21 protein-coding genes and 2 pseudogenes are annotated in these 21,288 nt (G+C 72.6%); 11 read left to right on the top strand and 12 right to left on the bottom strand.

What is annotated here, in order from left to right; translation table 11 throughout:
- From ACFWPT_RS38895 to ACFWPT_RS38875, 5 genes and pseudogenes are all read right to left on the bottom strand, one after another.
- Positions 1–113, bottom strand: a pseudogene (locus ACFWPT_RS38895) (electron transfer flavoprotein subunit beta); the annotation flags it as partial.
- A gap of 244 nt (positions 114–357) precedes the next feature.
- On the bottom strand, positions 358–1,155 hold the full coding sequence (locus tag ACFWPT_RS38890) for a family 1 encapsulin nanocompartment shell protein (protein ID WP_363371484.1): 798 nt from the start codon (positions 1,153–1,155) through the stop codon (positions 358–360).
- Positions 1,156–1,183: 28 nt separating this feature from the next.
- Positions 1,184–2,218, bottom strand: a complete 1,035-nt coding sequence (locus ACFWPT_RS38885) for a Dyp-type peroxidase (protein WP_380380739.1) — start codon at positions 2,216–2,218, stop codon at positions 1,184–1,186.
- A gap of 293 nt (positions 2,219–2,511) precedes the next feature.
- Positions 2,512–3,135 carry an FMN reductase gene (locus ACFWPT_RS38880; RefSeq protein WP_380380741.1) on the bottom strand — a complete coding sequence of 208 codons (624 nt, stop codon included), beginning with the start codon at positions 3,133–3,135 and terminating at the stop codon, positions 2,512–2,514.
- Positions 3,132–4,274 (bottom strand): LLM class flavin-dependent oxidoreductase, encoded by a 1,143-nt coding sequence (locus ACFWPT_RS38875; protein ID WP_380380743.1) that lies wholly within the window; start codon positions 4,272–4,274, stop codon positions 3,132–3,134. The genes ACFWPT_RS38880 and ACFWPT_RS38875 overlap by 4 nt, the downstream gene beginning before the upstream one ends.
- Before the next feature lie 158 nt (positions 4,275–4,432).
- On the opposite strand from ACFWPT_RS38875, the gene ACFWPT_RS38870 reads away from it, so the two are divergent.
- Complete coding sequence (locus ACFWPT_RS38870) at positions 4,433–5,194, top strand: PP2C family protein-serine/threonine phosphatase (RefSeq protein WP_380380745.1); 762 nt, start codon at positions 4,433–4,435, stop codon at positions 5,192–5,194.
- Between the two features lie 94 nt (positions 5,195–5,288).
- Here the strand turns inward: ACFWPT_RS38870 and ACFWPT_RS38865 are convergent, their stop codons facing one another.
- The gene (locus ACFWPT_RS38865; protein ID WP_380380747.1) at positions 5,289–7,517 is read right to left on the bottom strand and encodes a M9 family metallopeptidase; all 2,229 of its coding nucleotides are present in this window, start codon (positions 7,515–7,517) and stop codon (positions 5,289–5,291) included.
- Between the two features lie 313 nt (positions 7,518–7,830).
- Positions 7,831–8,400: a DoxX family protein gene (locus tag ACFWPT_RS38860; protein WP_380380854.1), complete on the bottom strand. Its 570-nt coding sequence runs from the start codon at positions 8,398–8,400 to the stop codon at positions 7,831–7,833.
- A gap of 183 nt (positions 8,401–8,583) precedes the next feature.
- Here ACFWPT_RS38860 and ACFWPT_RS38855 point away from each other — a divergent pair, with 183 nt between their 5' ends.
- Positions 8,584–9,180: a TIGR03086 family metal-binding protein gene (locus tag ACFWPT_RS38855; RefSeq protein WP_380487639.1), complete on the top strand. Its 597-nt coding sequence runs from the start codon at positions 8,584–8,586 to the stop codon at positions 9,178–9,180.
- Between the two features lie 160 nt (positions 9,181–9,340).
- Positions 9,341–9,829, top strand: coding sequence for a hemerythrin domain-containing protein (locus ACFWPT_RS38850; RefSeq protein WP_380487637.1), 489 nt, complete (start codon positions 9,341–9,343; stop codon positions 9,827–9,829).
- A gap of 3 nt (positions 9,830–9,832) precedes the next feature.
- Here ACFWPT_RS38850 and ACFWPT_RS38845 read toward each other — a convergent pair whose 3' ends face one another.
- Positions 9,833–10,621 (bottom strand): VOC family protein, encoded by a 789-nt coding sequence (locus tag ACFWPT_RS38845; RefSeq protein WP_380380848.1) that lies wholly within the window; start codon positions 10,619–10,621, stop codon positions 9,833–9,835.
- A 311-nt stretch (positions 10,622–10,932) separates the two neighbouring features.
- Positions 10,933–11,541 carry a Uma2 family endonuclease gene (locus ACFWPT_RS38840; RefSeq protein ID WP_380380846.1) on the bottom strand — a complete coding sequence of 203 codons (609 nt, stop codon included), beginning with the start codon at positions 11,539–11,541 and terminating at the stop codon, positions 10,933–10,935.
- 196 nt (positions 11,542–11,737) lie between these two features.
- On the opposite strand from ACFWPT_RS38840, the gene ACFWPT_RS38835 reads away from it, so the two are divergent.
- Both ACFWPT_RS38835 and ACFWPT_RS38830 read left to right on the top strand, forming a co-directional pair.
- Complete coding sequence (locus tag ACFWPT_RS38835) at positions 11,738–12,415, top strand: TetR/AcrR family transcriptional regulator (RefSeq protein ID WP_380346418.1); 678 nt, start codon at positions 11,738–11,740, stop codon at positions 12,413–12,415.
- Between the two features lie 176 nt (positions 12,416–12,591).
- The gene (locus tag ACFWPT_RS38830) at positions 12,592–14,121 is read left to right on the top strand and encodes an MFS transporter (RefSeq protein ID WP_380487634.1); all 1,530 of its coding nucleotides are present in this window, start codon (positions 12,592–12,594) and stop codon (positions 14,119–14,121) included.
- Positions 14,122–14,303: 182 nt separating this feature from the next.
- Here the strand turns inward: ACFWPT_RS38830 and ACFWPT_RS38825 are convergent, their stop codons facing one another.
- Positions 14,304–14,948, bottom strand: coding sequence for a hypothetical protein (locus tag ACFWPT_RS38825; RefSeq protein WP_380341149.1), 645 nt, complete (start codon positions 14,946–14,948; stop codon positions 14,304–14,306).
- 534 nt (positions 14,949–15,482) lie between these two features.
- On the opposite strand from ACFWPT_RS38825, the gene ACFWPT_RS38820 reads away from it, so the two are divergent.
- Entirely contained in the window at positions 15,483–17,093 is a 1,611-nt protein-coding gene (locus ACFWPT_RS38820; RefSeq protein ID WP_380487630.1) for a cytochrome bc complex cytochrome b subunit, read from the top strand.
- A 36-nt stretch (positions 17,094–17,129) separates the two neighbouring features.
- Positions 17,130–17,570 (top strand): PPOX class F420-dependent oxidoreductase, encoded by a 441-nt coding sequence (locus ACFWPT_RS38815; protein ID WP_363371258.1) that lies wholly within the window; start codon positions 17,130–17,132, stop codon positions 17,568–17,570.
- A gap of 107 nt (positions 17,571–17,677) precedes the next feature.
- Here ACFWPT_RS38815 and ACFWPT_RS38810 read toward each other — a convergent pair whose 3' ends face one another.
- Both ACFWPT_RS38810 and ACFWPT_RS38805 read right to left on the bottom strand, forming a co-directional pair.
- The gene (locus ACFWPT_RS38810) at positions 17,678–17,881 is read right to left on the bottom strand and encodes a hypothetical protein (protein WP_380380803.1); all 204 of its coding nucleotides are present in this window, start codon (positions 17,879–17,881) and stop codon (positions 17,678–17,680) included.
- Positions 17,878–18,147: a DUF1876 domain-containing protein gene (locus ACFWPT_RS38805; protein ID WP_380487627.1), complete on the bottom strand. Its 270-nt coding sequence runs from the start codon at positions 18,145–18,147 to the stop codon at positions 17,878–17,880. The genes ACFWPT_RS38810 and ACFWPT_RS38805 overlap by 4 nt, the downstream gene beginning before the upstream one ends.
- Positions 18,148–18,314: 167 nt before the next feature.
- Between ACFWPT_RS38805 and ACFWPT_RS38800 the strand changes: the two genes are divergently transcribed.
- From ACFWPT_RS38800 to ACFWPT_RS38785, 4 genes and pseudogenes are all read left to right on the top strand, one after another.
- A complete protein-coding gene (locus ACFWPT_RS38800) occupies positions 18,315–19,157 on the top strand; it encodes a YndJ family protein (protein ID WP_363371256.1) in 843 nt (280 codons plus the stop codon).
- Positions 19,154–19,666, top strand: coding sequence for a DUF1990 domain-containing protein (locus ACFWPT_RS38795; RefSeq protein ID WP_363371254.1), 513 nt, complete (start codon positions 19,154–19,156; stop codon positions 19,664–19,666). The genes ACFWPT_RS38800 and ACFWPT_RS38795 overlap by 4 nt, the downstream gene beginning before the upstream one ends.
- 85 nt (positions 19,667–19,751) lie before the next feature.
- Positions 19,752–20,474, top strand: coding sequence for a hypothetical protein (locus ACFWPT_RS38790; RefSeq protein WP_380487624.1), 723 nt, complete (start codon positions 19,752–19,754; stop codon positions 20,472–20,474).
- Between the two features lie 181 nt (positions 20,475–20,655).
- Positions 20,656–21,057 (top strand): annotated as a pseudogene (locus ACFWPT_RS38785) (thioredoxin family protein); the annotation flags it as partial.
- Positions 21,058–21,288 lie beyond the last annotated feature (231 nt).

The raw sequence follows: 21,288 nt of genomic DNA, 5'->3' as shown, positions 1-21,288 counted from the left end.
TCCGACAGAAGGCCGTCCACACCCTCCCGGTCGGTGGTGTGGTCGTCCGCGAACCGACGGTCACCCGTCGCGTCCGGCACGTACTTCACACAGACGACGATCCTCAAGCTCATGAGTGGTTCTCCTGTCACGGTCGCACTGGTCGATGGCCTCACGTCATGCCGAGGGTACTGAGTGCCAATCCCGGCCCGGCCGCGCCCTGCGCGCCCTGAGCGCCACCTGGACCGGCATACCGTGTCGGCGCTCTTCGACTGGTGTCGGAGGCTCCACGAAGAGGATACGGCACTCAGTACCCCTGGTAAAGGAACTCAGTACCCTTCCCGGTGTGCGCTGGGCCTCAGGGCGCCCTCAGCGCCCTCATGCGGCCAGCACCACGGCGGCCTCCCCCGTGTAGACGCGGAAGGTGAGGGACTCCTGGAGGTAGAGCCGCACGGTGTCGGCGTCGTGGGAGAGGTAGCCGACGGAGACGTCCTGGCCGAGGAAGAGTTCGAAGTCGCCGCCCCGGGTGGAGAGGAGGAGGGCGCCCTCGATGGCGGGGGCCCAGATGATGTCCCCGTCGAGGAGGCGGGCGAGGTGGTTGTGGACGGGGTAGCCGTGGTCGCTGGTCTCGTTGACGGCGGTGAAGGTGTCCGCGCCGAGCAGGAGCGAGTAGGGGCCGCCGACGCCGGCCAGGCGCAGCGCGGTGAGGGCGCGGCTGACGGCCTCGGGGTACTCGCGGACGTCCTCGGGGAGCCGGACCGGCGGGTTGGTGGAGCCGGCCCGGATGCCCTCGATGGCGGCGGCGCGGTAGCCCTCGAAGACGGCGCGGTCCTCGGCGAGGGCGATGGTGCGGGCGGCGTCCTTCACCGGCTGCCAGTCGGAGTCGCGGGAGCCGCGCTCGACGTCGTCGACGGCCTCGCGGCGGACGGTGAAGGGGACGCGCAGCTCGACCACCGGCTGGGCGGCGCGGGCGTGGGCCTGGACGCCGTCGGCGGGCGGTTCGATGCCGGTCAGGTGGCCGGTGCCGACGGCGGCGAGGGTGGAGCCGTCGGGGCCGTTCAGGTCGACCACGCGGCGGCCGGCGATGTGGAGCTTGAAGGTCTGGCGGGCCTCCTCCTCGATCTCCGCCCAGGCTGCGGCGGAGACGGGGGCGAGGTCGCGGTGCAGGTTGTTCATGGTGCGGGTCCTTGTCGGGAGGTCCGGTTCAGGGCGTGCCGCGCAGGCTGCCGATGCCGAGCGAGCCGGTCGCGGGGGGAGCACTCGGCGCGGGCGGAGCGGGCGGCGCCGACCGCACCGGGGGCGCCGACGGCGCGGGCGGCGGGGCGCCGAGGAAGTCGGCGGTCGGGACGAAGAACAGCGAGCCGGTGACGGCGGTGGAGAAGTCGAGCAGCCGGTCGGTGGTGCCGGGCGGGCGGCCCACGAACATGTTGCGCAGCATCTCCTCGGTCACCTCCGGATCGCGTGCGTAGCCGATGAAGTAGGTGCCGAACTCGCCGCCGCGGTCGAACGAGCCGAAGGCCATGTTGTAGCGGACGATCTGCCGCTGCTCGCCGCCAGGCCCGGTCACGGTGCTGAGCGCGACGTGCGAGTCGGCCGGTTTGGCGTCGTCGTCGAACTCGATGTCGGTGAGCTTGGTGCGGCCGACCGCCCGTTCCTGGTCCTCGACGCTCAGCGCGTTCCACGCGTCCAGGTCGTGCAGGTACTTCTGGACGATGACGTAGCTGCCGCCGGTGAAGGCCTGGTCCTCGGCGCCGACCACGGCGGCGGTCTCGGCGGCCCGGCCCTCGGGGTTCTCGGTGCCGTCGACGAAGCCGAGCAGGTCCCGGTCGTCGAAGTACTTGAAGCCCTGGACGGAGTCCACCACGGTGGCCGCCCCGGCCAGCCGGCCGGTGAGCCGGCCGGCCAGCTCGAAGCAGAGGTCCATCCGGGCGGCCCGCAGGTGCAGCAGCAGGTCGCCGGGAGTGGCCGGGGCCCGGTGGCGGGTGCCGGCCACCTCCCGGAAGGGGTGCAGGTCGGCCGGCCTGGGGCCGTCGAAGAGGCGGTCCCAGGCGTCCGAGCCGATGCCGGTGACGCAGGTGAGGCCGCCCTCGGGGGCCCGGAAGCCGACCGCGCGGCGCAGCCCGGCGAGGTCGGGCAGCAGGTCGCGGACGGCGTCCTCGCCGCCGGGCTCGACGGTGAGGACCAGGAAGACCGCCGCGCTGGTCAGCGGGGAGAGCACGGCTTGCGGTTCGGCCTGCATGGCGAGGGTTCCTCCACGGTGGCGCGGGAGGCCGGGCGGCGTCCCGCTCATGGCCGGTGGTCAGCGTGCCGCGGCTGCCGCCGGCCGGGCGGGCCGACGGCGTGACGGACCAGCGGACATCTGATCATGCGTACGATTACACCCCATAGCGGACCATTCGGCGCGGGCGGCACTCCCCCGAACGGCCCTCCCGGACGCGCCGTCCGCCGAGGCCGTTCGGGGGCGCCCGCGGCCGGTGGGCACGCGGAAGGGGCGGACGCGCCGTCACGCGCCCGCCCCTTCCACCCCGGCTGTCAGCCGCGCAGGGCCGCCAGTTGCTCGGCGAACGGCACCACCTGTTCGGGCAGCGCCGGCGCCGCCGGGCCGCGGCCGGCCAGCAGGGCCGCCAGTTCGCCCGCCGCGCGGTCGATCCGGCCCGGGAGGCCGTCGGTGAGCCCGTCCCCCGCCGCGCCCCAGTCGCCGGTGGCCGCGTAGACGGCGGTCGGCACCACCACCGCGCGCAGGTAGCTGAACAGTGGCCGGACGGCGTGCTCCAGGGCGAGCGAGTGCCGGGGCGTGCCGCCGGTGGCGGCGATCAGCACCGGCTTGCCGGTGAGCGCGTCGTGGTCGACCAGGTCGAAGAACGACTTGAACAGGCCGCTGTAGGAGGCGGTGAAGATCGGCGTCACCGCGATCACCGCGTCCGCCCCGGTCACCGCGTCGATCGCCCCGCGCAGCGCCGCGCCGGGGAAGCCGGTGACGAAGTGGTGGGCGATCTCCGTGGCCAGGTCGCGCAGTTCGACCACCGTGACGTCCACCTGTCGCCCACCACCGGACAGTTGACGGACCGTCGAATCGTAGAGGCGATCGGCCAGCAGCCGGGTCGAGGACGGCTTGCTCAGCCCGGCGCTCACCACCACCAGCCGGTACGCGGTCACTTGGCCACCTCCATGGTCTCCCCGCCGACGGACTTCCCACCGAGGGACTCCCCGTCGACGGACTCCTCGTTGCGGGCCGCGACCCGCGCGGCGTGCGTCGGCCCGTCCGGCACCGCGGCCGGGCGGTTCCTGGCGAACTCCTCGCGCAGCACCGGCACGACCTCCTCGCCGAGCAGGTCCAGCTGCTCCAGCACAGTCTTCAGCGGCAGGCCGGCGTGGTCCATCAGGAACAGCTGGCGCTGGTAGTCGCCGAAGGACTCGCGGAAGGCCAGCGTCTTCTCGATGACCTCCTGCGGGCTGCCCACGGTCAGCGGGGTCTGCTCGGTGAACTCCTCCAGCGAGGGCCCGTGCCCGTACACCGGCGCGTTGTCGAAGTACGGGCGGAACTCCCGCACCGCGTCCTGCGAGTTGCGCCGCATGAACACCTGCCCGCCGAGGCCGACGTACGCCTGCTCGGGCGTGCCGTGGCCGTAGTGGGCGTAGCGCTCGCGGTAGAGGTCGACCAGCTTCTGGAAGTGCTCCTTGGGCCAGAAGATGTTGTTCGCGAAGAAGCCGTCCCCGTAGTAGGCGGCCTGCTCGGCGATCTCCGGGCTGCGGATCGAGCCGTGCCAGACGAACGGCGCGACGCCGTCCAGCGGGCGCGGGGTGGAGGTGAAGGACTGCAGCGGGGTGCGGAAGCGGCCCTGCCAGTCCACCACCTCCTCGCGCCAGAGCTGGTGCAGCAGCGCGTAGTTCTCGATCGCGAGCGGGATGCCCTGGCGGATGTCCTTGCCGAACCACGGGTAGACCGGGCCGGTGTTGCCGCGGCCCATCATGAGGTCCACCCGGCCGTCGGCGAGGTGCTGGAGCATCGCGAAGTCCTCGGCGATCTTCACCGGGTCGTTGGTGGTGATCAGCGTGGTCGAGGTGGAGAGGATGATGCGGTCGGTCTGCGCGGCGATGTAGCCGAGCATGGTCGTCGGCGAGGACGGGACGAACGGCGGGTTGTGGTGCTCGCCGGTCGCGAAGACGTCGAGGCCGACCTCCTCGGCCTTGCGCGCGATGGCCACCATGGCCTTGATCCGCTCGTGCTCGCTCGGGGTGCGGCCGGTGGTCGGGTCGGGGGTGACGTCGCCGACGGTGAAGATTCCGAACTGCATGCTGCTCACCACACTCCAGGTCGGCCCCTCGCCCGGGCGCTCGGGGCGCACGGGGTTCTCGGGGCGGATCGTTAAACTTTCAACCACCTTAGCACCCGGGTGCGGATCGTTATTCCCGCCCACACTTGGGGGAGGAGCTCCGGAAGGGCGGCGAACCGATGGCGACGTACATCGCGGTGAGCGCGCTGAGCCACGAGGGCCTGGTGCGCCAGCACAACGAGGACAGCCTCACGGTCGGGCCGTGGACACTCTGCGCCACCGTGACCGGCAACCCGCAGACCCTGCTGTTCCCGCTCGGCCCGCCCTGCGTGGTCGCCGTGGCGGACGGCCTGGGCGGCCACCCCGGCGGCGAGGTCGCCAGCGCCCTGGTGGCCCGCCGACTGGCCGCCGACGGCGCCGGACTGGACAGCGAGGAGGCCGTCCGGGAGGAACTCCAGGACTGCAACCGGGCGGTGTACGCGGCCGCCGCCGGCGAACCCGAGCTGGCCGCGATGGGCACCACGGTGGCCGGCCTGGTGCTGCTGCCCGGCCGGGCGGTGGCCTTCAACGTGGGCGACAGCCGGGTCTACCAGGTCACCCCGGACGGGCTGCACCGGGTGAGCGTGGACGACAGCCCGCCGCTGCCGCCCGGCCGGCGCACCACCTCGGTGGTCACCCAGACCCTGGGCGGCTCGCTCGGGCTGACCTTCGTCGAACCGCACGTGCGCGCCGCACCGCTGGCCGCCGGCGACCGCTACCTGGTGTGCAGCGACGGCCTGACCGACCCGGTGCCGGAGGAGGAGCTGGCCGCGCTGCTCGCCCGGCCGCACGACGGCTCCGACCGCGCCGACGGGAGGGCCGCGTTCGAGCTCTGGAAGGCGGCGATCGCGGCCGGCGGGCCGGACAACATCACCCTGGCGCTGGTCCGGATCGGCGAGTAGCCGCCAGCGGGAACGGACCCGCCCCGGCGGGGCGCCGAAGCGCTCCGCCGGGGCGGTCACCTGTCCGTGTTTCGGTCGCTCGACGAGCGTCCGGTCAGAGTTCGCTCGTGACGGTCACCCCGCTGAAGCCCTGCTGGGCGTAGAGGCTGAAGTAGACGTAGCCGGCCGGCGGGTTGGTGATCGTCAGGGTCTCGGAGTTGTCCGGACCCGACGAGTGCGCCGTGCTGGCGTCGGTGTACGCCCAGGAGGCCGGGTTGTAGTAGAGGTCGCCGTTGCCGGTGCCGCCGCTGGTGGTGACCTTCACCTGCTTGGTGCCGGCCGGCACCAGGAGGTAGAAGTGCGCGTAGTTGCCGGTGGTCGCCGCGATGTTGCTGCGGGCGCAGTTGGCGTCCAGCTTGCGGATGTCGGTGCCGGCGCACTCCGGCAGCTGCGGCTGGGTGGGCGTGCCGCCCCCGGAGGCGCAGGCGCCGTTGGCGCACGCCGTCAGCCAGCTGTCGAAGCCGGCGTCGTAGCGGGTGCCGATGGTGGTCTTGAGCAGGGTGCGGGCGCCGGCCCAGTCGCCCGCCCGGTACTTGGCGAGGACGGAGTCCAGGTCGCCGCGGTGCTGCTCCAGCATGTAGCGGACGGCGAGGTAGCCCCAGCGGTAGACCCGGTCCTGGTCACCGTAGGCGGTGTCGAAGAGGTCGCTCAGCTTGTAGGTGTGCCGGGCGGCCGCCGCGATGGCGGCGTCGTTGGTCACCTTGCGGTACGAGTACGAGATGTACTCGGCGAAGCCCTCGACCCACCAGACGGTCGGGGTGGTCATGCCGGCGTTGAAGTCGCCGTACATGTCGAACCGGCCGTCGAGGTAGTGGGTGTACTCGTGGTTGAGGTTCCAGATCTCGAACGACGGGCGGGCCCACTCGGCCTCGTAGCAGAGGAAGCGCGGCTGGTTGCCGGCCTTGGCCGGGTCGCCCTCCAGGTACATGCCGCCGTTGTTGGTGTCGATGCCGTAGATGGCCGCGGCCAGCACCTGGTAGTCCAGGGAGGAGTGGAAGACCACCACCTCGATCGTGGTGTTGCTGTCGTCCTTGACCGGGCCGTTGTCGCGCACCACCGAGTGGAAGTACGCGTCCTGGCCGGTGAGGCTGGTGCAGGCGGTGCCCAGCTGGGTGTTGTCCAGCGCCTGGGCGATCAGCTTGATGCTCGGGCTGCAGGTGTAGCTGACCGTCAGCACGCCCGCCTTGAGCTGGTCGGAGGCGTTGCAGGTGCCGTAGTAGGCGCAGTTGGCGGCGTCGTAGTAGCCGACCCCGTCCGCGACCGCGGCCCACTGGTAGACGGTGCGACCGTTCGGCGCGGACTGCGCGACCAGCGACTTGGCGAGCGGACGGACCTTGGGCTGGAGCGCCGCGTCCTTCAGGAAGCGGGTCAGCTCCTTGGCCGCGTTGTAGACCAGCACGCCGAAGTCGCCACCGAGCTGGTCGTTGTTGCGGGTCGCGAAGCCGGACAGCGCGTCGAGCACGCTCGGGTCGGCCTCGACCGCCGCGTCGAAGCCGGTCACCTGGTGGCCGCGGAACAGCACCGTGAAGACCGGGTTCACCGCCCAGGCCATGCCGGCCGGGTTCCAGGTGGCGCTGCTGTAGTCGTTCAGCAGCTGCTTGACCACCGGGAGGTAGCGGATGTTCTCCTGCGCGCTGTCGATCAGGGTGACGGCCTCGCCCAGGATTGGTGCGTTGCCCGCGGCGACGTCCCGCACGTGCGCGCCGCCGAAGAAGGCGTCCAGCCCGGAACGGATCGCCGTCTGGAGGGCGGTGCCGTAGGTGCCGACGTCGTCCTTGTGGTACCACTGCGCGAAGTACCCGGCGCGCAGGTACAGCACCAGTTGCTCGACGGAGGTCGAGTTGTCGCCCGGGTAGCTGCCGGACGCGTCGCGCAGCGCGTACGCCACGGTGGTCATCTGCTCCTCACGGAACGCGCCCCTCGCGTCCGCGCCGGTGAGCTGGAAGAGCCCGTTGATGCACTGGATGTCGGCGGCCTTGATGTGCTGGACCAGGTCGCCGCCCGTCCGGCCGGTGAAGTCGCCGACGTTGCAGGGCTGTGCGGCCGCCGCGCCGAGGGAGAAGGCCTTGGCGGTCGGCCGGGCCTCGGCCGGCCGGGTGTCGAGCGGGAGCGGGGCCCGCTGGTCGGCAGAGGCGAACTGCCGGTCGGTGTGGCCGCGTTCGGGGGCGCCGACGGCGGGCTGCGGCGCCGGTCCGGCGGGGGTGGTGGGGGCGGACGCGCCGCCGGGGACGGCGGCGGGGGCGGCCTTGCTCTGTGGGGCGAACAGGCCGATCGTCAGGAACATGGTCAGGGCGAGTACTAACAGCCTTGCCAGCTGCGGGAGTCGCAGCAGACGCGCGGAACTCACGTGGGGGCCTCCGGGCCGTCGTCGGCCGCATTGGGGGTGCGGCCGGTGGGGTGGTGAGGACCGTTGGCGACGGCGCCTCGTGGGCGGTTCCGTCGTGCACACGGTGGGGAGTGTGACATGTACCATGGCACACATCACATGACGTTGGATAGCCCCGCTCCTGTGAGCGATTCGCGGAGGAACGACGCAGGGGCCGTGCCGGCGAATCGCCGGCACGGCCCCTGCGCTTGGGGGTTGACGCCCCGCTCGGCTACTTCCGCAGCAGCAGGATCACGCCCGCCGTCACCAGGCCGACCAGGACCGCCGCCGCGCCGTACGCCAGCCGGTGGGCGCGCAGCACCGGGAGGAAGCGGTCCACGGCGTAGCGGCCCGGACCGGTCAGGGCGAGCGCGGCGGCACCCGCCGTGAGCAGCAGCTCGTACTCGCTGCCCTTCGGGGCGAAGAATCCGCCGCCCCAGGTGACGGCGATCGCGTTGACCATCGTGCCGACGATCGCGGCACCCGCCAGCGGGGTCAGCAGGCCGACGGCGAGGGCGAGTCCGCCGAGCGTCTCGGTGAGGCCGGCGACCACGGCCATGGCGTTGCCCGCCGGGTAACCGCTCATGGTGAAGAACTGACCGGTGCCGTCGATCCCGCCGCCGCCGAACCAGCCGAACAGCTTCTGGCTGCCGTGCGCGGCCATCGTCAGGCCGAGGGCCAGACGCAGGAGCAGGAGTCCGGCGTCGTAGGCGTGCGGGGAGGTCGTCACGGAGTCGGGGGTCACCCGGCCCGGGAGGACGGTGGTGGTGGGGGCGGTCGTGCTCGGGCTGCTGCTCGGCATGCGCGTCTCCATCGATCGGGATCGGTCGTAGGGGTGTGGTGGCGCGGCCGGGCGGGTCATCCCGCGGCTGTTGTTCAAATTTGAACCGGCCACTCCTCGACCGTACCTTGGAGTTCGAATTTGAACAACTGACGGGTCGTGGACAACTCGCGGGCCCGACCCCGCCCGGGGCAGGGTGGAGACATGGCCCAACGCAGGCAGCACCGGCGGACCGCGACACCCGGCACGCCCTACCCCGAAGCCCTCGCCGCCTTCGGCGAACGCGTCCGGCTGACCACCCCCCGCCAGTGGGACGCCCCCACCCCGTGCGCCGACTGGTCCGTCCGCGAACTCGTCAACCACCTCGCCGGCGAACAGCTGTGGATCCCCGAACTGCTGATGGGCGCCACCATCTCCGAAGTCGGCGGCCGCTTCGACGGCGACGTCCTCGGCGACGACCCGGTCACCGCCTGGACGGAAGCCGCCGACGCCGCCCGGGACGCCTTCGCCGTCCCCGGCGCCACCGGACTCACCGTCCACCTCTCCTTCGGGGACGTCTCCGGGCAGTACTACCTGGACCAGCTCACCACCGACCTCGTCATCCACAGCTGGGACCTCGCCGAAGCCATCGGACGGCACACCCGGCTCCCGGCGGAACTCGTCGACTTCGCCCTCGGCGAGTTCGCCGGCTACGGGGACCTCTCCGGGAGCGGCCTGTTCGACCCGCCCCTGCCCGTCCCCGACGACGCCGGCCCGCAGACCCGCCTGCTCGCCCTCACCGGGCGGCGCGACCGGCCCTGACACGGCTGGGGTGCGGCGCGGCTGGGGTGCGGCGCGACCGGCCTGATCTCCGGCGGCCGGCGTGGCGCGAGCGGCCCTGACCTGCGGCGACCGGCGTGGTGCCCGACGCCGGATACTGGAAGGAGCGGGGGCCACGATCCGTGCGAGAGGCGGGCACGCCATGAGCCGCAGGCCGGACATCCTCGGCGAGTTCACCGCCGACCACCGGGCGGTCACCGAGCTGCTCGACCGGATCGAACGGACGCCCGCCGGCGCCGCCGAGCGCACCGACCTGCTGGCCCGGCTGACCGACCTGCTGTTCACCCACTGCGCGGCCGAGGAGGAACACCTCTTCCCACTCGTGCAGCACGACGTGCCGGACGGCGGGGCGCTGGTGTTCGGCAGCATCCACGAGCACCTGGCGATCGGGCAGTACCTCTCCGACCTCCAGGGCCTCGGCCCGGCCGACCCGGCCTTCGACACCCTGCTGCGCGGCCTCGCCGACACCCTGCGGCGCCACCTCGCCGTCGAGGAGAAGCAGCTCTTCCCGGCCGCCCGCAAGGCCCTGCCCGCCACCGCCCGCGCCGCGCTCGGCGACCGGCTGCGGGCCGAACGCGCGGAAACCGCCGAGGACGCGGGGCCCGCCGAAACGGGCGCAGCGGGGTCGTGAGCCTCAGTTCTTCGGGCTGATCACCGCGAAGCGGCCGCCCTCCCGGTCCTGCAACCGGGCCACCCGCCCGTACGGGGAGTCGAAGGCGGCCCCCACCGCCGAACCGCCCAGCTCCACGGCCCGGGCCAGCGCCCGGTCGGCGTCCGGGACGGCGAAGGACACCTCCCAGTGCGGCGGCAGCCCCGCCGCACCGCCCGCCTGCTCCCTCGCCAGCGCGGCGACGCTATGGCCCTCCGCCCGCAGCACCACCCGGTCGTGCTCCCAGCGGACGTCGAACCGCTCCGGGTCACGGCCGTCCCAGCGGAACACCTGCCCGTAGAACAGCGCCGCCGCGAACGGGTCCGGCGTGCGCAGCTCGATCCAGACCGGCGCGCCCGGCAGGTCCAGCCGCCGGGCCCGGCCCAGCGGGCCCTCCCAGATGCCGAACACCGCCCCGGCCGGGTCCGCCGCGAAGGCCACCCGCCCGGCGTCGAAGGCCAGCGGGCCCACCGCCAGGGTCGCGCCGCGCTCGCGCACCGCGTCGGCGGCCTCGTCCGCGCTCTCCGTACCGAAGTAGCTGGTCCACGCCACCGGCATCGCCCAGTCGCTGCCCGCGACCCCCAGCCCGGCCACCGCCTCCCCGCCGGTCACCGCGTGCAGGTACGGGCCGAAGCGGTCCGGCGCCGGCTCGAACTCCCAGCCGAGCAGCGGCCCGTAGAACGCCTTCGCCCCCTCCAGGTCCCGGGCCGTCAGGCTCACCCAGCACGGAACGGCCGCCACGCAGCGCACCTTGGCGGTCTCACCGCTGCCCATCGCGGACCTCCTCGCCCCCCGGCCGCCGGGCCCCTCCCGACTCCCACGACCCACCGGCCGCCCGGGACGCCCACAGCCTAGGGCCTCCCTTTCGGATCACGTCGGATCAGCGCGCGGCGTCGGAGTGCGTGCATCGCAAGGCGGAGGAGGGAGTCCATGCGGTGGGGGCACCTCCCGGCCGAAGGCTGGGGGCCATCGGCGACCGACGACAACGCGGCGAGGTGCGTGCTCCGGCGTCGCGCGCCCGACGTGATCCGAAAGGGAGGCCCTGATCCGACGGGCGTAGCGCGTTCCGGGAGGCATGGCCGGGATCAGCGCACCCAGTTCTTGAGCGGCTCGGTGTCCAGCGAGATCCCCACCGGCTCGGGGAGGTGGACGGTCTTGCCGAACGGGAGGATCTGCGCGGTCTCGTAACGGACGCCGTCGGGCTGGCTGTAGACGGTGACCTCGGCGGAGTCGCGGTCGATCAACAGGTAGACGGGGATGCCGGTCTCGGCGTAGGCGCGCGGCTTCTCGACGCGGACGCGATGGTCGGCCACGGATTCGTAAGAGGTGACTTCGGCAACCATCAGCGCCTCGTCCGCGCCCACCCACTCCCCCTGCCCGGTGAGGGCCTCGGAGGGCGCCAGCATGCCGTCGGGGTGCGCGCGGCCGCCTCGGGCACCCTGGACCCTCAGGCCATGGCTGTGCAGCCAGAGCTCAGGCCGCGCCTGGAGGCAGCTGCGGACCAGCCATTCGAGGACCCGGCCGTGGCTGCCGTCCCGCAGGGGCTTGACTCCCAGCCTCCCGTTGAGGAACTCCAACCGGACTCCTTCGATCGTGCGGGCTGCGAGCCGGGCGAGTTCCTCGAATTCTTCGGTCAGCAACTGCGGTCGGTCGGGGCCGTCGATCTCGACGCTCATTCCTGGGTCGGGGCTCATGCCTGTGACCGTAGAGCCACGATCAGACAGCGCCGGTCCGGACCGGGGGCTCGTTGCGGGTGGCTCGGAAGAGTGGCACGGGAAATGTGACCCAGGTCACAGCGAAAGGCGAAATTTCCGGGGAGGGAATCCCCGTTTGGTCTTTCGTAGGCAGAAGCGGGGAGAACTTCCCCGGTATCCTGAAGGAGCAGTCGCCGTGACCACCGCCGCCACCGAGCCGGTCCGACCCGTGGAGAGCGTCCGTGCGCCCAAGCTGCGCGCTGACGCGACCCGCAACCGGGAGCGGATCGTCCTGGCGGCTCGCGACGCCTTCGTCGAGCACGGCGCGGACGTGCCGCTGGACGAGATCGCGAAGCGGGCCGGGGTCGGCAACGCCACGCTGTACCGGAACTTCCCGGACCGCTCGGCGCTGGTCCGCGAGGTGGCGCTGCTCGTCAAGAGCCGTATCCTGGCCCTCGCCGAGACGGCGACGGTCGAGGCGGACGCCCCTGACGGCGTCCCGTTCGACGCCCTGCAGCGGTTCGCGCACGCGACCGTCGCGGAGAAGCTCGGCGCGCTCTGCCCGATGTTCACCAGCCACGTCGACCCGTTCGACCCGGACCTCACCGAGGCCCGCGAGCGCCTGACGGCCGCCGTGAGCGGTCTGATGGAGCGCGCCCGGGCGGCGGGTGAGCTGCGGGCGGACGTCGACCACGGAGACCTGTTCATCGCGATCAGCCAGCTGACCCGGCCGCTGCCGGGGACGTCCTGCCAGCTGCTCGACGACTTCGTCCACCGGCACCTGCAGCTGTTCCTGGACGGGCTGCGCACGCCGGCCCGTTCGGTGCTGCCCGGCCGGGCCGCGACCTTCGAGGACTTCCAACCCCACCACTGACCCACCAGCGGCACCCCGACCGACCGACCCGCCCTCCGGACCGCGCCGACCACCGGCCCGCCAGGAGCCGATCCCCGCACGCCACGCACCGACGCACGCCCCCGTACGGCGACCAGCCGTCCCCGTACGGCGGTCGAACCCTGTCGCACGCCACGCACCCTGAAGTGAGTACCCCCATGCCTGAAACCGACGCCCGAGCGGCGACGCTGCCCGATCCCCGGCGCTGGAAGGCGCTGATATTCATCGGCCTCGCCCAGCTGATGGTCGTCCTGGACGCCACCATCGTGAACATCGCCCTGCCGTCCGCCCAGCGGGACCTGGGCATCTCCGACGGCAACCGCCAGTGGGTGATCACCGCCTACGCGCTGGCCTTCGGCGGCCTGCTGCTGTTCGGCGGCCGGATCGCGGACCTCTGGGGCCGCAAGCGGACCTTCGTGGTCGGCCTGGCCGGCTTCGCACTCGCCTCCGCGCTCGGCGGCGCCGCGGCCAACACCGCGATGCTGCTCGGCGCCCGCGCCCTCCAGGGCGTGTTCGGCGCGCTGCTCGCCCCGGCCGCGCTGTCGCTGCTGGCGGTGACCTTCACCGAGGCCAAGGAGCGCGCCAAGGCCTTCGGCATCTACGGCGCGATCGCCGGTGGCGGTGGCGCGATCGGCCTGATCCTCGGCGGCCTGCTGACCGAGTACATGAACTGGCGCTGGACCTTCTTCGTCAACGTCCCGTTCGCCATCGTCGCCGCCGCGGGCGCCGTCCTGGTGATCCGCGAGCCCGCCGAGGGCCGCAACCGCAACCGGCTGGACGTCCCCGGCGTGCTGCTGGTGACCACCGGCCTGGTCTCGCTGGTGTACGGCTTCACCCGCGCCGAGTCCAGCGGCTGGATGGCCGCCAGCACGCTGGCGCTGTTCGTCGCGGCCGTCGTGCTGCTGACCGCGTTCGTCCTGGTGGAGCGCCGGGTCAAGGCCCCGCTGCTGCCGCTGCGCGTGGTGCTGGACCGCAACCGCGGCGGGGTGTACCTGTCGCTCGGCCTGGCCGTGATCGGCATGTTCGGCCTGTTCCTGTTCCTGACCTACTACCTGCAGCTCGTGCGCGGCTACAGCCCGGTGCTGACCGGCGTCGCGTTCCTGCCGATGGTGGCGGGCATGATCACCGGCTCGACCCAGATCGGCGCCCGGCTGATGACCCGCGTCCCGGCGCGGTTCCTGATGGCCCCCGGCTTCCTGGTCGCCTCGATCGGCATGCTGCTGCTGAGCAACATCGGTCTGGACACCTCCTACCCGATGCTGATCCTGCCCGGCCTGGTCCTGATGGGCCTCGGCATGGGCACCGCGTTCATGCCGGCGATGAGCCTGGCCACGCACGGCGTCCAGCCGCGCGACGCGGGCGTCGCCTCGGCGATGGTCAACACCTCGCAGCAGGTCGGCGGCGCCATCGGCACCGCGCTGCTGAACACCATCGCGGCCAGCGCCACCACCAGTTGGCTGGCCTCGCACGCGACCGCCGCGGCGGCCACGTCGCCGGCGGCCGCCCAGGCCCTGCAGTTCCAGGGCATGGTGCACGGCTTCACGACCGCGATCTGGGTGTCCTTCGGGATCCTGGTGGCGGCCTCCGCGATCGCCTTCACCCTCGTGAACGCCGGTCGCCCGGACGCGGCGTCGGCTTCGGGCGCCGGTGCGGCGAAGAACGACGAGGTGCCGGTGATGGTGCACTGACGCCTGCGGGTTACTCGGGTGCGTACGCGGCCCGTCCGGTGTCCCCTTCCTGGGGCGCCGGGCGGACCGCTCGCCGTTTCCGGGGCCGGGCGCGTTGGCCCCACCCCCACCCGGCAGACGACAAGGCGGTGCCCCGCCTCCCGGGCTGGGAGGCGGGGCACCGCAGGGTCACGGTCGGCCGCTCAGCACTGCACAGCGGCGTTGCCGTAGTTCTCCTCCATGTTGATGTCGAGTCGTTCCTCGGCAGACTGACCGTCCCGCTGGACGGCCACCCGGTACTGGCCCTGGAGGTTCCTGGGGATGGCGACGGTGTAGACGGTGTGGAGCACGCCGTCCACGGGAATCGAGTACCCGGCCTGGACCGGGAAGTCCCGCCCCTGACACGAGAGGCGATCGACCGTTTCACCGTTGGCCATCAACAGCACCGACCAGTTGCCTTCGAACAGGCTGGCACCGATGAAGGTGCCGACTCCTGGCGTCGGCCGCTTGGCAATCTCCGCGAGCGGCACGCAGCCTCGGGACAGCACCCGATCCGAAGCCGTACAGATGTCACCGGTCTTCTCCGCCTGCCAGATCAGCTCCGGCCCGTAGCCGTTGCTGAACCGAAGCTCCGTGAACGTGTCACCGGCAGGCGCTGTCCCTCTCTCCTTGGCCGTTTGCAGAATCAACTGCGTCATCTGGCCGGACCGGTCCGACACCGTCGGCGCGGGAGTCGCCCCGACGCCGGTGCCGGTCTGCCCGGACACCGTGGTGCACGCGCAGGCGCTGAACGCCAAACCCGCGACAACGGCGCGAAGCTTCCCGGAGATACCCCTCGCGCAGCTCATTCCCCTCCTTCGACCCCCTGTGAAGCGGTGCTGGGTCACGATCGGTCCAGCACTGCTACGGCTCCCTGATGTCCTGCACCGGTGCCCCGGGTTGGTAGAGGACCGGGGCCCAGTTGCTGACGTAGACGGTCCCCCACGTCTTGGTCGCCGTCCTCCCATCGTCGTATGCGTCGCCTGCGTCACGGACACCCCCAGGAGCACCGGGTCCATCGACTCGGCCCAACCAAAGTTGGTTCCGACGCTGTAGTCGATGGTGGGCTGCGCGTCGTGGCTCAACTCCTTCGAGGAGTGGCCAACGATGACGCCCACCGGACCGCCGGACAGCGCGGGCGGCCGCTCGCCGTTTCCGGGGCCGGCGGTTCCGGGGCCGACCGTCGGCGTCGGCGCCGCTTCGGGGTCTGCGGTTCCGGGTCTGCGGTTCCGGGTCTGGATCACAGCCGCCCCGGGTAGAAGTGGGGATCACTCCCCGATTATGGTGACCTCAGCGAGAAGCGGGGAATGATCCCCACTTCCTTCCGACTGAGGTGCGTGCACATGACCCGGAATCAGAACCCAGGACGGGGGCGGCGGGCCGTCGACTGGGCGGATGGCCGGCTGGGGATCCACACCCTGGCCAGGGCCAACCTGCGCAAGATCTTCCCGGACCACTGGTCCTTCATGCTGGGCGAGATCTGCCTGTACACCTTCCTGATCATCATCCTGACCGGCGTCTGGCTGACCCTGTTCTTCAAGCCCTCCATGGGCGAGGTGATCTACGACGGCTCGTACGTCCCGCTCAAGGGCGTGCCCATGTCGCAGGCCTACGCCTCCACGGTGGACATCAGCTTCGAGGTCCGCGGCGGGCTGCTGATCCGGCAGATCCACCACTGGGCCGCCGTCGTCTTCGTCGCGGCCATGTTCGTGCACATGATGCGGGTCTTCTTCACCGGTGCGTTCCGCAAGCCGCGCGAGGTCAACTGGGTCTTCGGCTTCCTGCTGCTCTTCCTCGGCATGCTGGACGGCTTCTTCGGCTACTCGCTCCCGGACGACCTGCTCTCCGGCACCGGCATCCGGTTCATCGAGGGCGTGGTACTGGCCATCCCGCTGGTCGGCACCTACGTCCAGATGTTCCTGTTCGGTGGCGAGTTCCCCGGACACGACATCATCCCGCGGTTCTTCACCGTCCACGTGCTGCTCGTGCCCGGCATCATGCTCGGCCTGCTGGTGGCGCACCTGATCCTGGTCTTCCACCACAAGCACACCCAGTGGGCGGGCCCGGGCAAGACCGAGAAGAACGTCGTCGGCATGCCGCTGATGCCGGTCTACCTGGCCAAGGCCGGCGGGTTCTTCTTCCTGGTCTTCGGCATCGTCGCGCTGATGTCCGCCGTCGCCACCATCAACCCGATCTGGGCGTACGGCCCGTACCGCCCCGACCAGGTCTCCACCGACGCCCAGCCCGACTGGTACATGGGCTTCGCCGAGGGCCTGATCCGGGTGATGCCCGGCTGGGAGGTCGGGCTCTGGGGGCACACCCTCAACCTCGGCGTGCTGATCCCGTTCACGCTGTTCCCGGTGATCCTCGGCGCGATCGCGGTCCACCCGTTCATCGAGAGCTGGGTGACCGACGACAAGCGCGAACACCACCTGCTGGACCGGCCGCGCAACGCGCCCGTCCGCACCGCGCTCGGTGCCGCCTGGATCAGCCTCTACCTGGTGATGCTGGCCGGCGGCGGCAACGACCTCATCGCCACCCATCTGTACCTGTCGCTCAACGCCATCACCTACGCGGTGCGGATCGGCTTCTTCGCCGTCCCGGTGGCCGTCTTCGTCATCACCAAGCGCTGGTGCCTCGGCCTCCAGCGCCGCGACCGCGACAAGGTGCTGCACGGACGCGAGACCGGCGTCGTCAGGCGCCTGCCGCACGGCGAGTTCACCGAGGTGCACGCCGGGCTCGCGCCCGCCGAACTGCACCGGCTCACCGCACACGAGCAGCCCCGCCCCCTCGAACTGCCGGCCCCCGTCGACGAGAATGGAGTCGCCCGGAGCGCGGGCGTGCTCAGCCGCACCCGCGCCCGGCTGTCCCGCGGATTCCACGGCGAACACGCCCGGATCGCCGAGCCCGCCGCCGAGGAGTGCCGCGAGATCACCGAGGGCCACGGGCACTGACCCGCGGCCCCGGCCCCCACGCCAGAGGGAGGACAGATGCACGACCGATCCGACCAGCTCGCCGACAACAGATACCTCCTGCTCACCACCTTCGGCGAGGACGGCACCCGCCAGGACTCGCAGATCTGGGTGGTGCCCGACGGCACCGCGCTCGGCGTCTGGACCCCGGCCCACTCCGGGGAGGCCGAACGGATCCGGCGCCACCCCCGGGTGCTGGTCGGCCCGTGCGACGCCCACGGGCGCCCGACCGGACGCCCGGTGCCGGCCCGCGCACGGCTCTGCGACCCGGACGACACCGCCCGCTACCGCACCTCGCTGATCAACAAGTACGGCCTGACGGCGCTGATCGTGCTGGCCCGCAGCCGGTTCCGGGTCGGGCTGGCCGGGACGGTCGGCATCCGGATCACGCTCAACGAGCTGGAGCAGCGGCTGGTCGGGCCCGAGTGGCAGCTGCCGACGACGTACTGCGTCAACTGACTCCGTCGGGCGACCTGGTGGCGCCGAGGGCCGGGGGCCGGGCACGGACGTGCCCGGCCCCCGGCGCCGTTCGTGTGGCGAAGCGTTCGCGCTGCCGGGGACCGCTCTCAGGGCCCGTCGTCCGGCGCCTTCGCCAGGTCCCCGGGTTCGCACGCCTCCCGGCCCGTCGCCACGTGCACGACCCTGACCGACCGGTCGGGGCCGCCGGGCACGACCCGCTGTTCGTGCCCGCAGCGCGGGCAGATCAGCGGGATGCGCGGACGGTGCGCCCGGCCGCCGGCGTGGCCGCCGTCCGGGTGCGGGGCGCTCACGTCAGCGGGTGGGTCGGGACCGGGCTGACCTCCTGGATCTCGCCGTGGGCCTTGGTGAGCAGCTGCGAGGCCAGGTCGTTGAGGGCTCTGGCCCCCGCGATCTCCTCGCCGACCCGCAGCTGTTCCGGGTCCGAGGGGTGGCGGCTGCTGTAGCCGTGGGCCCGTAGTTCCCTGCCGTCGCGCAGCCGCAGCATGGCCGCGGCGGTCGTGCGCGGGCCGTCCTCGTGGAACTCCATCTCGATGTGCCAACCGACCAGAGTCTGCATGGCGGATCACCTCCATCGATTACTCCTCCGGTTACTCCTCCAGAGTGCGCCGCACCCACCGTGAACACCAGGGCAGGCGGACCAGAAGCAAGTTGAACGCGTTCAACTCTGCGGCGTAGAGTCGTCCACGACCAAGGTTTGAACACGTTCAAGGAGGTGCTTCCGGCATGGGCAAGGGCACGACGGAGCTGGTGAACCTGCTGGTCCTGCTCGGCATGGGCGCCGTCGTCCCGCTCGGCCTCGCCCTGATCGGCGAACCCGGCCTCGCCCGCGTCCGCCGGCTCTGGCCGCTCGCCGCCGTCCCCGGCGCGCTCTCGCTCTGGCTCCCGCGCGGCGGCCTCGCCACCGGCAGCGCCGCCCTCTACGCGCTCGGCACCCTGGCCGTCGCCCTCCACGCACCGCTGCGGCTGCGCCGGACCCGCTCGCTCGCGCCCGCCGAACTCGCCGTCCTCACCGCGCTCGCCGCCCCCGCGGTGGCCGGCACCGCCCTGGTCGCCGAGCGCTCCGGCTACCCGCTGTTCGGCTTCGAACCGCACGTCCTGGCGCTGACCGTCCCGCACTTCCACTACGCCGGCTTCACCGCCGCCCTCGTCGCCGGGCTGGTCTGCCGCAGCACCCGGGCGGGTTCCGGCGCCGCCCGCTGCGCCGCGCTCAGCGTGCCGGCCGGGACGCTGCTGGTGCTCGCCGGGTACTTCCTCGGCACCTGGGTCCAGTTCGCCGGGGCCTGCGTGCTCACCACCGGGATGTGGCTGGTCGGCCTGGTCACCTGGCGCGACCTGCGGCCGCGCGCCGCCGACCCGGTCACCGCCCGGCTGCTCACCGCCTCCTCGGCCGTCCTCGCCCTCACCATGCTGCTCGCCCTGTGGTGGGCCCTCGGCCAGGCGTCCGGGCTCCCCCACCCCACCCTGGCCTGGATGGCCGCCACCCACGGCGTCGGCAACGCGCTCGGCTTCGCGCTCTGCTCGCTGCTCGCCTGGCGCCGGATCACCACCACGGAGGACCACCGATGACCGACCTCAGCTACCCGGAGCAGGGCGCCAGCGCCACCGGCCACCTGCCCGGCGGGTACCGCCACCTGCGGCACCGGGCGCTCGTCGGCCGGGGCCGCCCCGCCCTGGAGGTGGCCGGGGCCGCCCTGCTCGGCTGGCGGATGCACCGGCTGGCCGGCGTGCGGATCGACGCCGACGCGGACCGGGCCGCCCCCGGCGTCGCCGTGCACTGCGCGATCGGCGTCGGCCCGCTCCGGGCCGGCGCCCCCAACCGGGTGCTGGCCACCGTCGACGGCCCGGACCGGTACGGCTTCACCTACGGCACCCGGGCCGGCCATCTGGCGTGCGGCGAAGAAACGTTCCTGGTCGAACTGGAGGCGGACGGGGCGGTCTGGTTCAGCGTGACCGCCTTCAGCCGTCCGGTCGCCCGGTACGCCCGGCTGGCGGGGCCGCTGCTGCCGCTCGCGCAGCGGGCCTTCGCCCGGCGCTGCGGCCGGGTCCTGGCCCGGATCGCGGCGGACGCGGGGTAATGCCTTGGCCGGACGGGCTGGCCGTCCGGCATGATCGCCCGGTGATACGCATGCAGCCGGCCCTCGATGTCGCCGCGGGGCAGCCGTGACCAGCTTCCTGACCCACCGGGCCCGGGTGCACGACGAGCGGCTGCCGGTGCGCCGGCGGCTCAACGCCCTGCGGACCTGCCTGACCTGCTTCGCGCCGTACGGCTTCCGGGCCACCTACCACCACCTCACGCTCAGCGCCCGGATGCCCCGGCTGATGGAGACCGACCCGGACTCGCTGGTGCGGGCCGTGGAGGAGCTGCACGAGGCGCGGGTCCTGTGGCTGGCCGGGGCGCGGGAGTACGAGGCGCGGCGCCGGGCGGAGAAGCGGGCCGGGCGGCGGCAACCGACCGAGCCGGTGTGGTGGAACCGCCCCTGGTGGGGCGCACCGGACGCGGCCTGGCGGGCGGCCCCCTTCCTCCACCCGCCGCTGCGGCTGCCCGACTACGTCCGGCGGCAGAACGCGCTGCTGGACGGCGCCGTACTGCCCGGCTGCCCGGCCTGCGGGGACGAGGGGCCGGTGCTGTCGCGCTCGACCGGCCACGGCCTGGCCGAACTCTGCCGGACCTGCGCCTGGGTACGGCAGCCGTGCCCGTGCGGACGGTGGCACAGCTTCGAGCCCGCCCTGCGGGTCGGCTGGAACGGCATCTGGCGACGGGAGCACCTGACCGGCGACGGCACGCCGAACCCGCGCTGGCCCGGCGTGCAGGGGCCGGCCCGGATCGAGCGGCTGGCGGCGTACCAGGTCTCCCACCCGTGGGGTTTCCGCTCCACGCCGTGAGCGGCGCCCGGGCGCTGAACCGGTGGGGACGGCTGCGGCGCGGGCGGCCTCGGCGCGGGCGGCTACCGGCCCAGGTGGCTACCGGCGCGGGCGGCTACCCGGCGCGGGCGGCTCCGGAATACCCCGTCGGGGCGCACGGTTGTCGCGAGCACGTGATCGGTAGCGCCGCCTCCGGAAGGGAAGGAATCGCGAGATGAGCAGCACGGTCGAGCTGACCAAGGAGAACTTCGACGACATCGTCCCGGGCCCGGAGGGCCAGGACTTCGTCTTCATCGACTTCTGGGCCGGGTGGTGCGGGCCGTGCCGCCAGTTCGCCCCGGTGTACGAGAAGGCGGCCGAGCGCCACACGGACCTCGTCTTCGCCAAGGTGGACACCGAGGCGCAGCAGGAGCTGGCCTCCGCGTTCGGGATCCAGTCGATCCCCACGCTGGCGATCGTCCGTGAGGGCGTGCTCGTCTTCTCGCAGGCCGGTGCGCTGCCGGAGTCGGTGTTCGAGGACCTGATCGGCCAGGCCAGGAAGCTGGACATGGCCGAGGTGAAGCGCAAGGTGGCGCAGGAGCAGGCGGCCGAGGGCCAGGCCTGACCCGTCCGGGTGTCCGGACGTCCGCTTGTCCGAGGGCCCGGGGAGTGCGACTCCCCGGGCCCGGTCGCTCAGTAATCCGGGCGAAAATCCGGGCGAAGTCCGGCCGGGGTCGGTCCTAGGGCGTGTCGTCAAACCCCCGTCGTCCGCCCGGAGGGCGGGCGTGGCGGCGCTGGGGTGCGTGCATCGCAAGGCGGAGGAGGGAGTCCATGCGGAGCATCGGCGACCGACGAC

The sequence above is a fragment of the Kitasatospora sp. NPDC058478 genome, assembly GCF_042720345.1.
Lineage (GTDB): Bacteria > Actinomycetota > Actinomycetes > Streptomycetales > Streptomycetaceae > Kitasatospora.
This window is presented reverse-complemented; position numbering and strand designations above follow the sequence as displayed.

Coding starts and splice junctions, on each gene's coding strand:
- ACFWPT_RS38890 (WP_363371484.1), bottom strand. CDS start 1,155: ATGAACAACCTGCACCGCGACCTCGCCCCCGTCTCCGCCGCAGCCTGG.
- ACFWPT_RS38870 (WP_380380745.1), top strand. CDS start 4,433: ATGGCGACGTACATCGCGGTGAGCGCGCTGAGCCACGAGGGCCTGGTG.
- ACFWPT_RS38875 (WP_380380743.1), bottom strand. CDS start 4,274: ATGCAGTTCGGAATCTTCACCGTCGGCGACGTCACCCCCGACCCGACC.
- ACFWPT_RS38820 (WP_380487630.1), top strand. CDS start 15,483: ATGACCCGGAATCAGAACCCAGGACGGGGGCGGCGGGCCGTCGACTGG.
- ACFWPT_RS38885 (WP_380380739.1), bottom strand. CDS start 2,218: ATGCAGGCCGAACCGCAAGCCGTGCTCTCCCCGCTGACCAGCGCGGCG.
- ACFWPT_RS38850 (WP_380487637.1), top strand. CDS start 9,341: ATGAGCCGCAGGCCGGACATCCTCGGCGAGTTCACCGCCGACCACCGG.
- ACFWPT_RS38815 (WP_363371258.1), top strand. CDS start 17,130: ATGCACGACCGATCCGACCAGCTCGCCGACAACAGATACCTCCTGCTC.
- ACFWPT_RS38855 (WP_380487639.1), top strand. CDS start 8,584: ATGGCCCAACGCAGGCAGCACCGGCGGACCGCGACACCCGGCACGCCC.
- ACFWPT_RS38795 (WP_363371254.1), top strand. CDS start 19,154: ATGACCGACCTCAGCTACCCGGAGCAGGGCGCCAGCGCCACCGGCCAC.
- ACFWPT_RS38800 (WP_363371256.1), top strand. CDS start 18,315: ATGGGCAAGGGCACGACGGAGCTGGTGAACCTGCTGGTCCTGCTCGGC.
- ACFWPT_RS38825 (WP_380341149.1), bottom strand. CDS start 14,948: ATGAGCTGCGCGAGGGGTATCTCCGGGAAGCTTCGCGCCGTTGTCGCG.
- ACFWPT_RS38805 (WP_380487627.1), bottom strand. CDS start 18,147: ATGCAGACTCTGGTCGGTTGGCACATCGAGATGGAGTTCCACGAGGAC.
- ACFWPT_RS38865 (WP_380380747.1), bottom strand. CDS start 7,517: ATGTTCCTGACGATCGGCCTGTTCGCCCCACAGAGCAAGGCCGCCCCC.
- ACFWPT_RS38845 (WP_380380848.1), bottom strand. CDS start 10,621: ATGGGCAGCGGTGAGACCGCCAAGGTGCGCTGCGTGGCGGCCGTTCCG.
- ACFWPT_RS38830 (WP_380487634.1), top strand. CDS start 12,592: ATGCCTGAAACCGACGCCCGAGCGGCGACGCTGCCCGATCCCCGGCGC.
- ACFWPT_RS38840 (WP_380380846.1), bottom strand. CDS start 11,541: ATGAGCCCCGACCCAGGAATGAGCGTCGAGATCGACGGCCCCGACCGA.
- ACFWPT_RS38860 (WP_380380854.1), bottom strand. CDS start 8,400: ATGCCGAGCAGCAGCCCGAGCACGACCGCCCCCACCACCACCGTCCTC.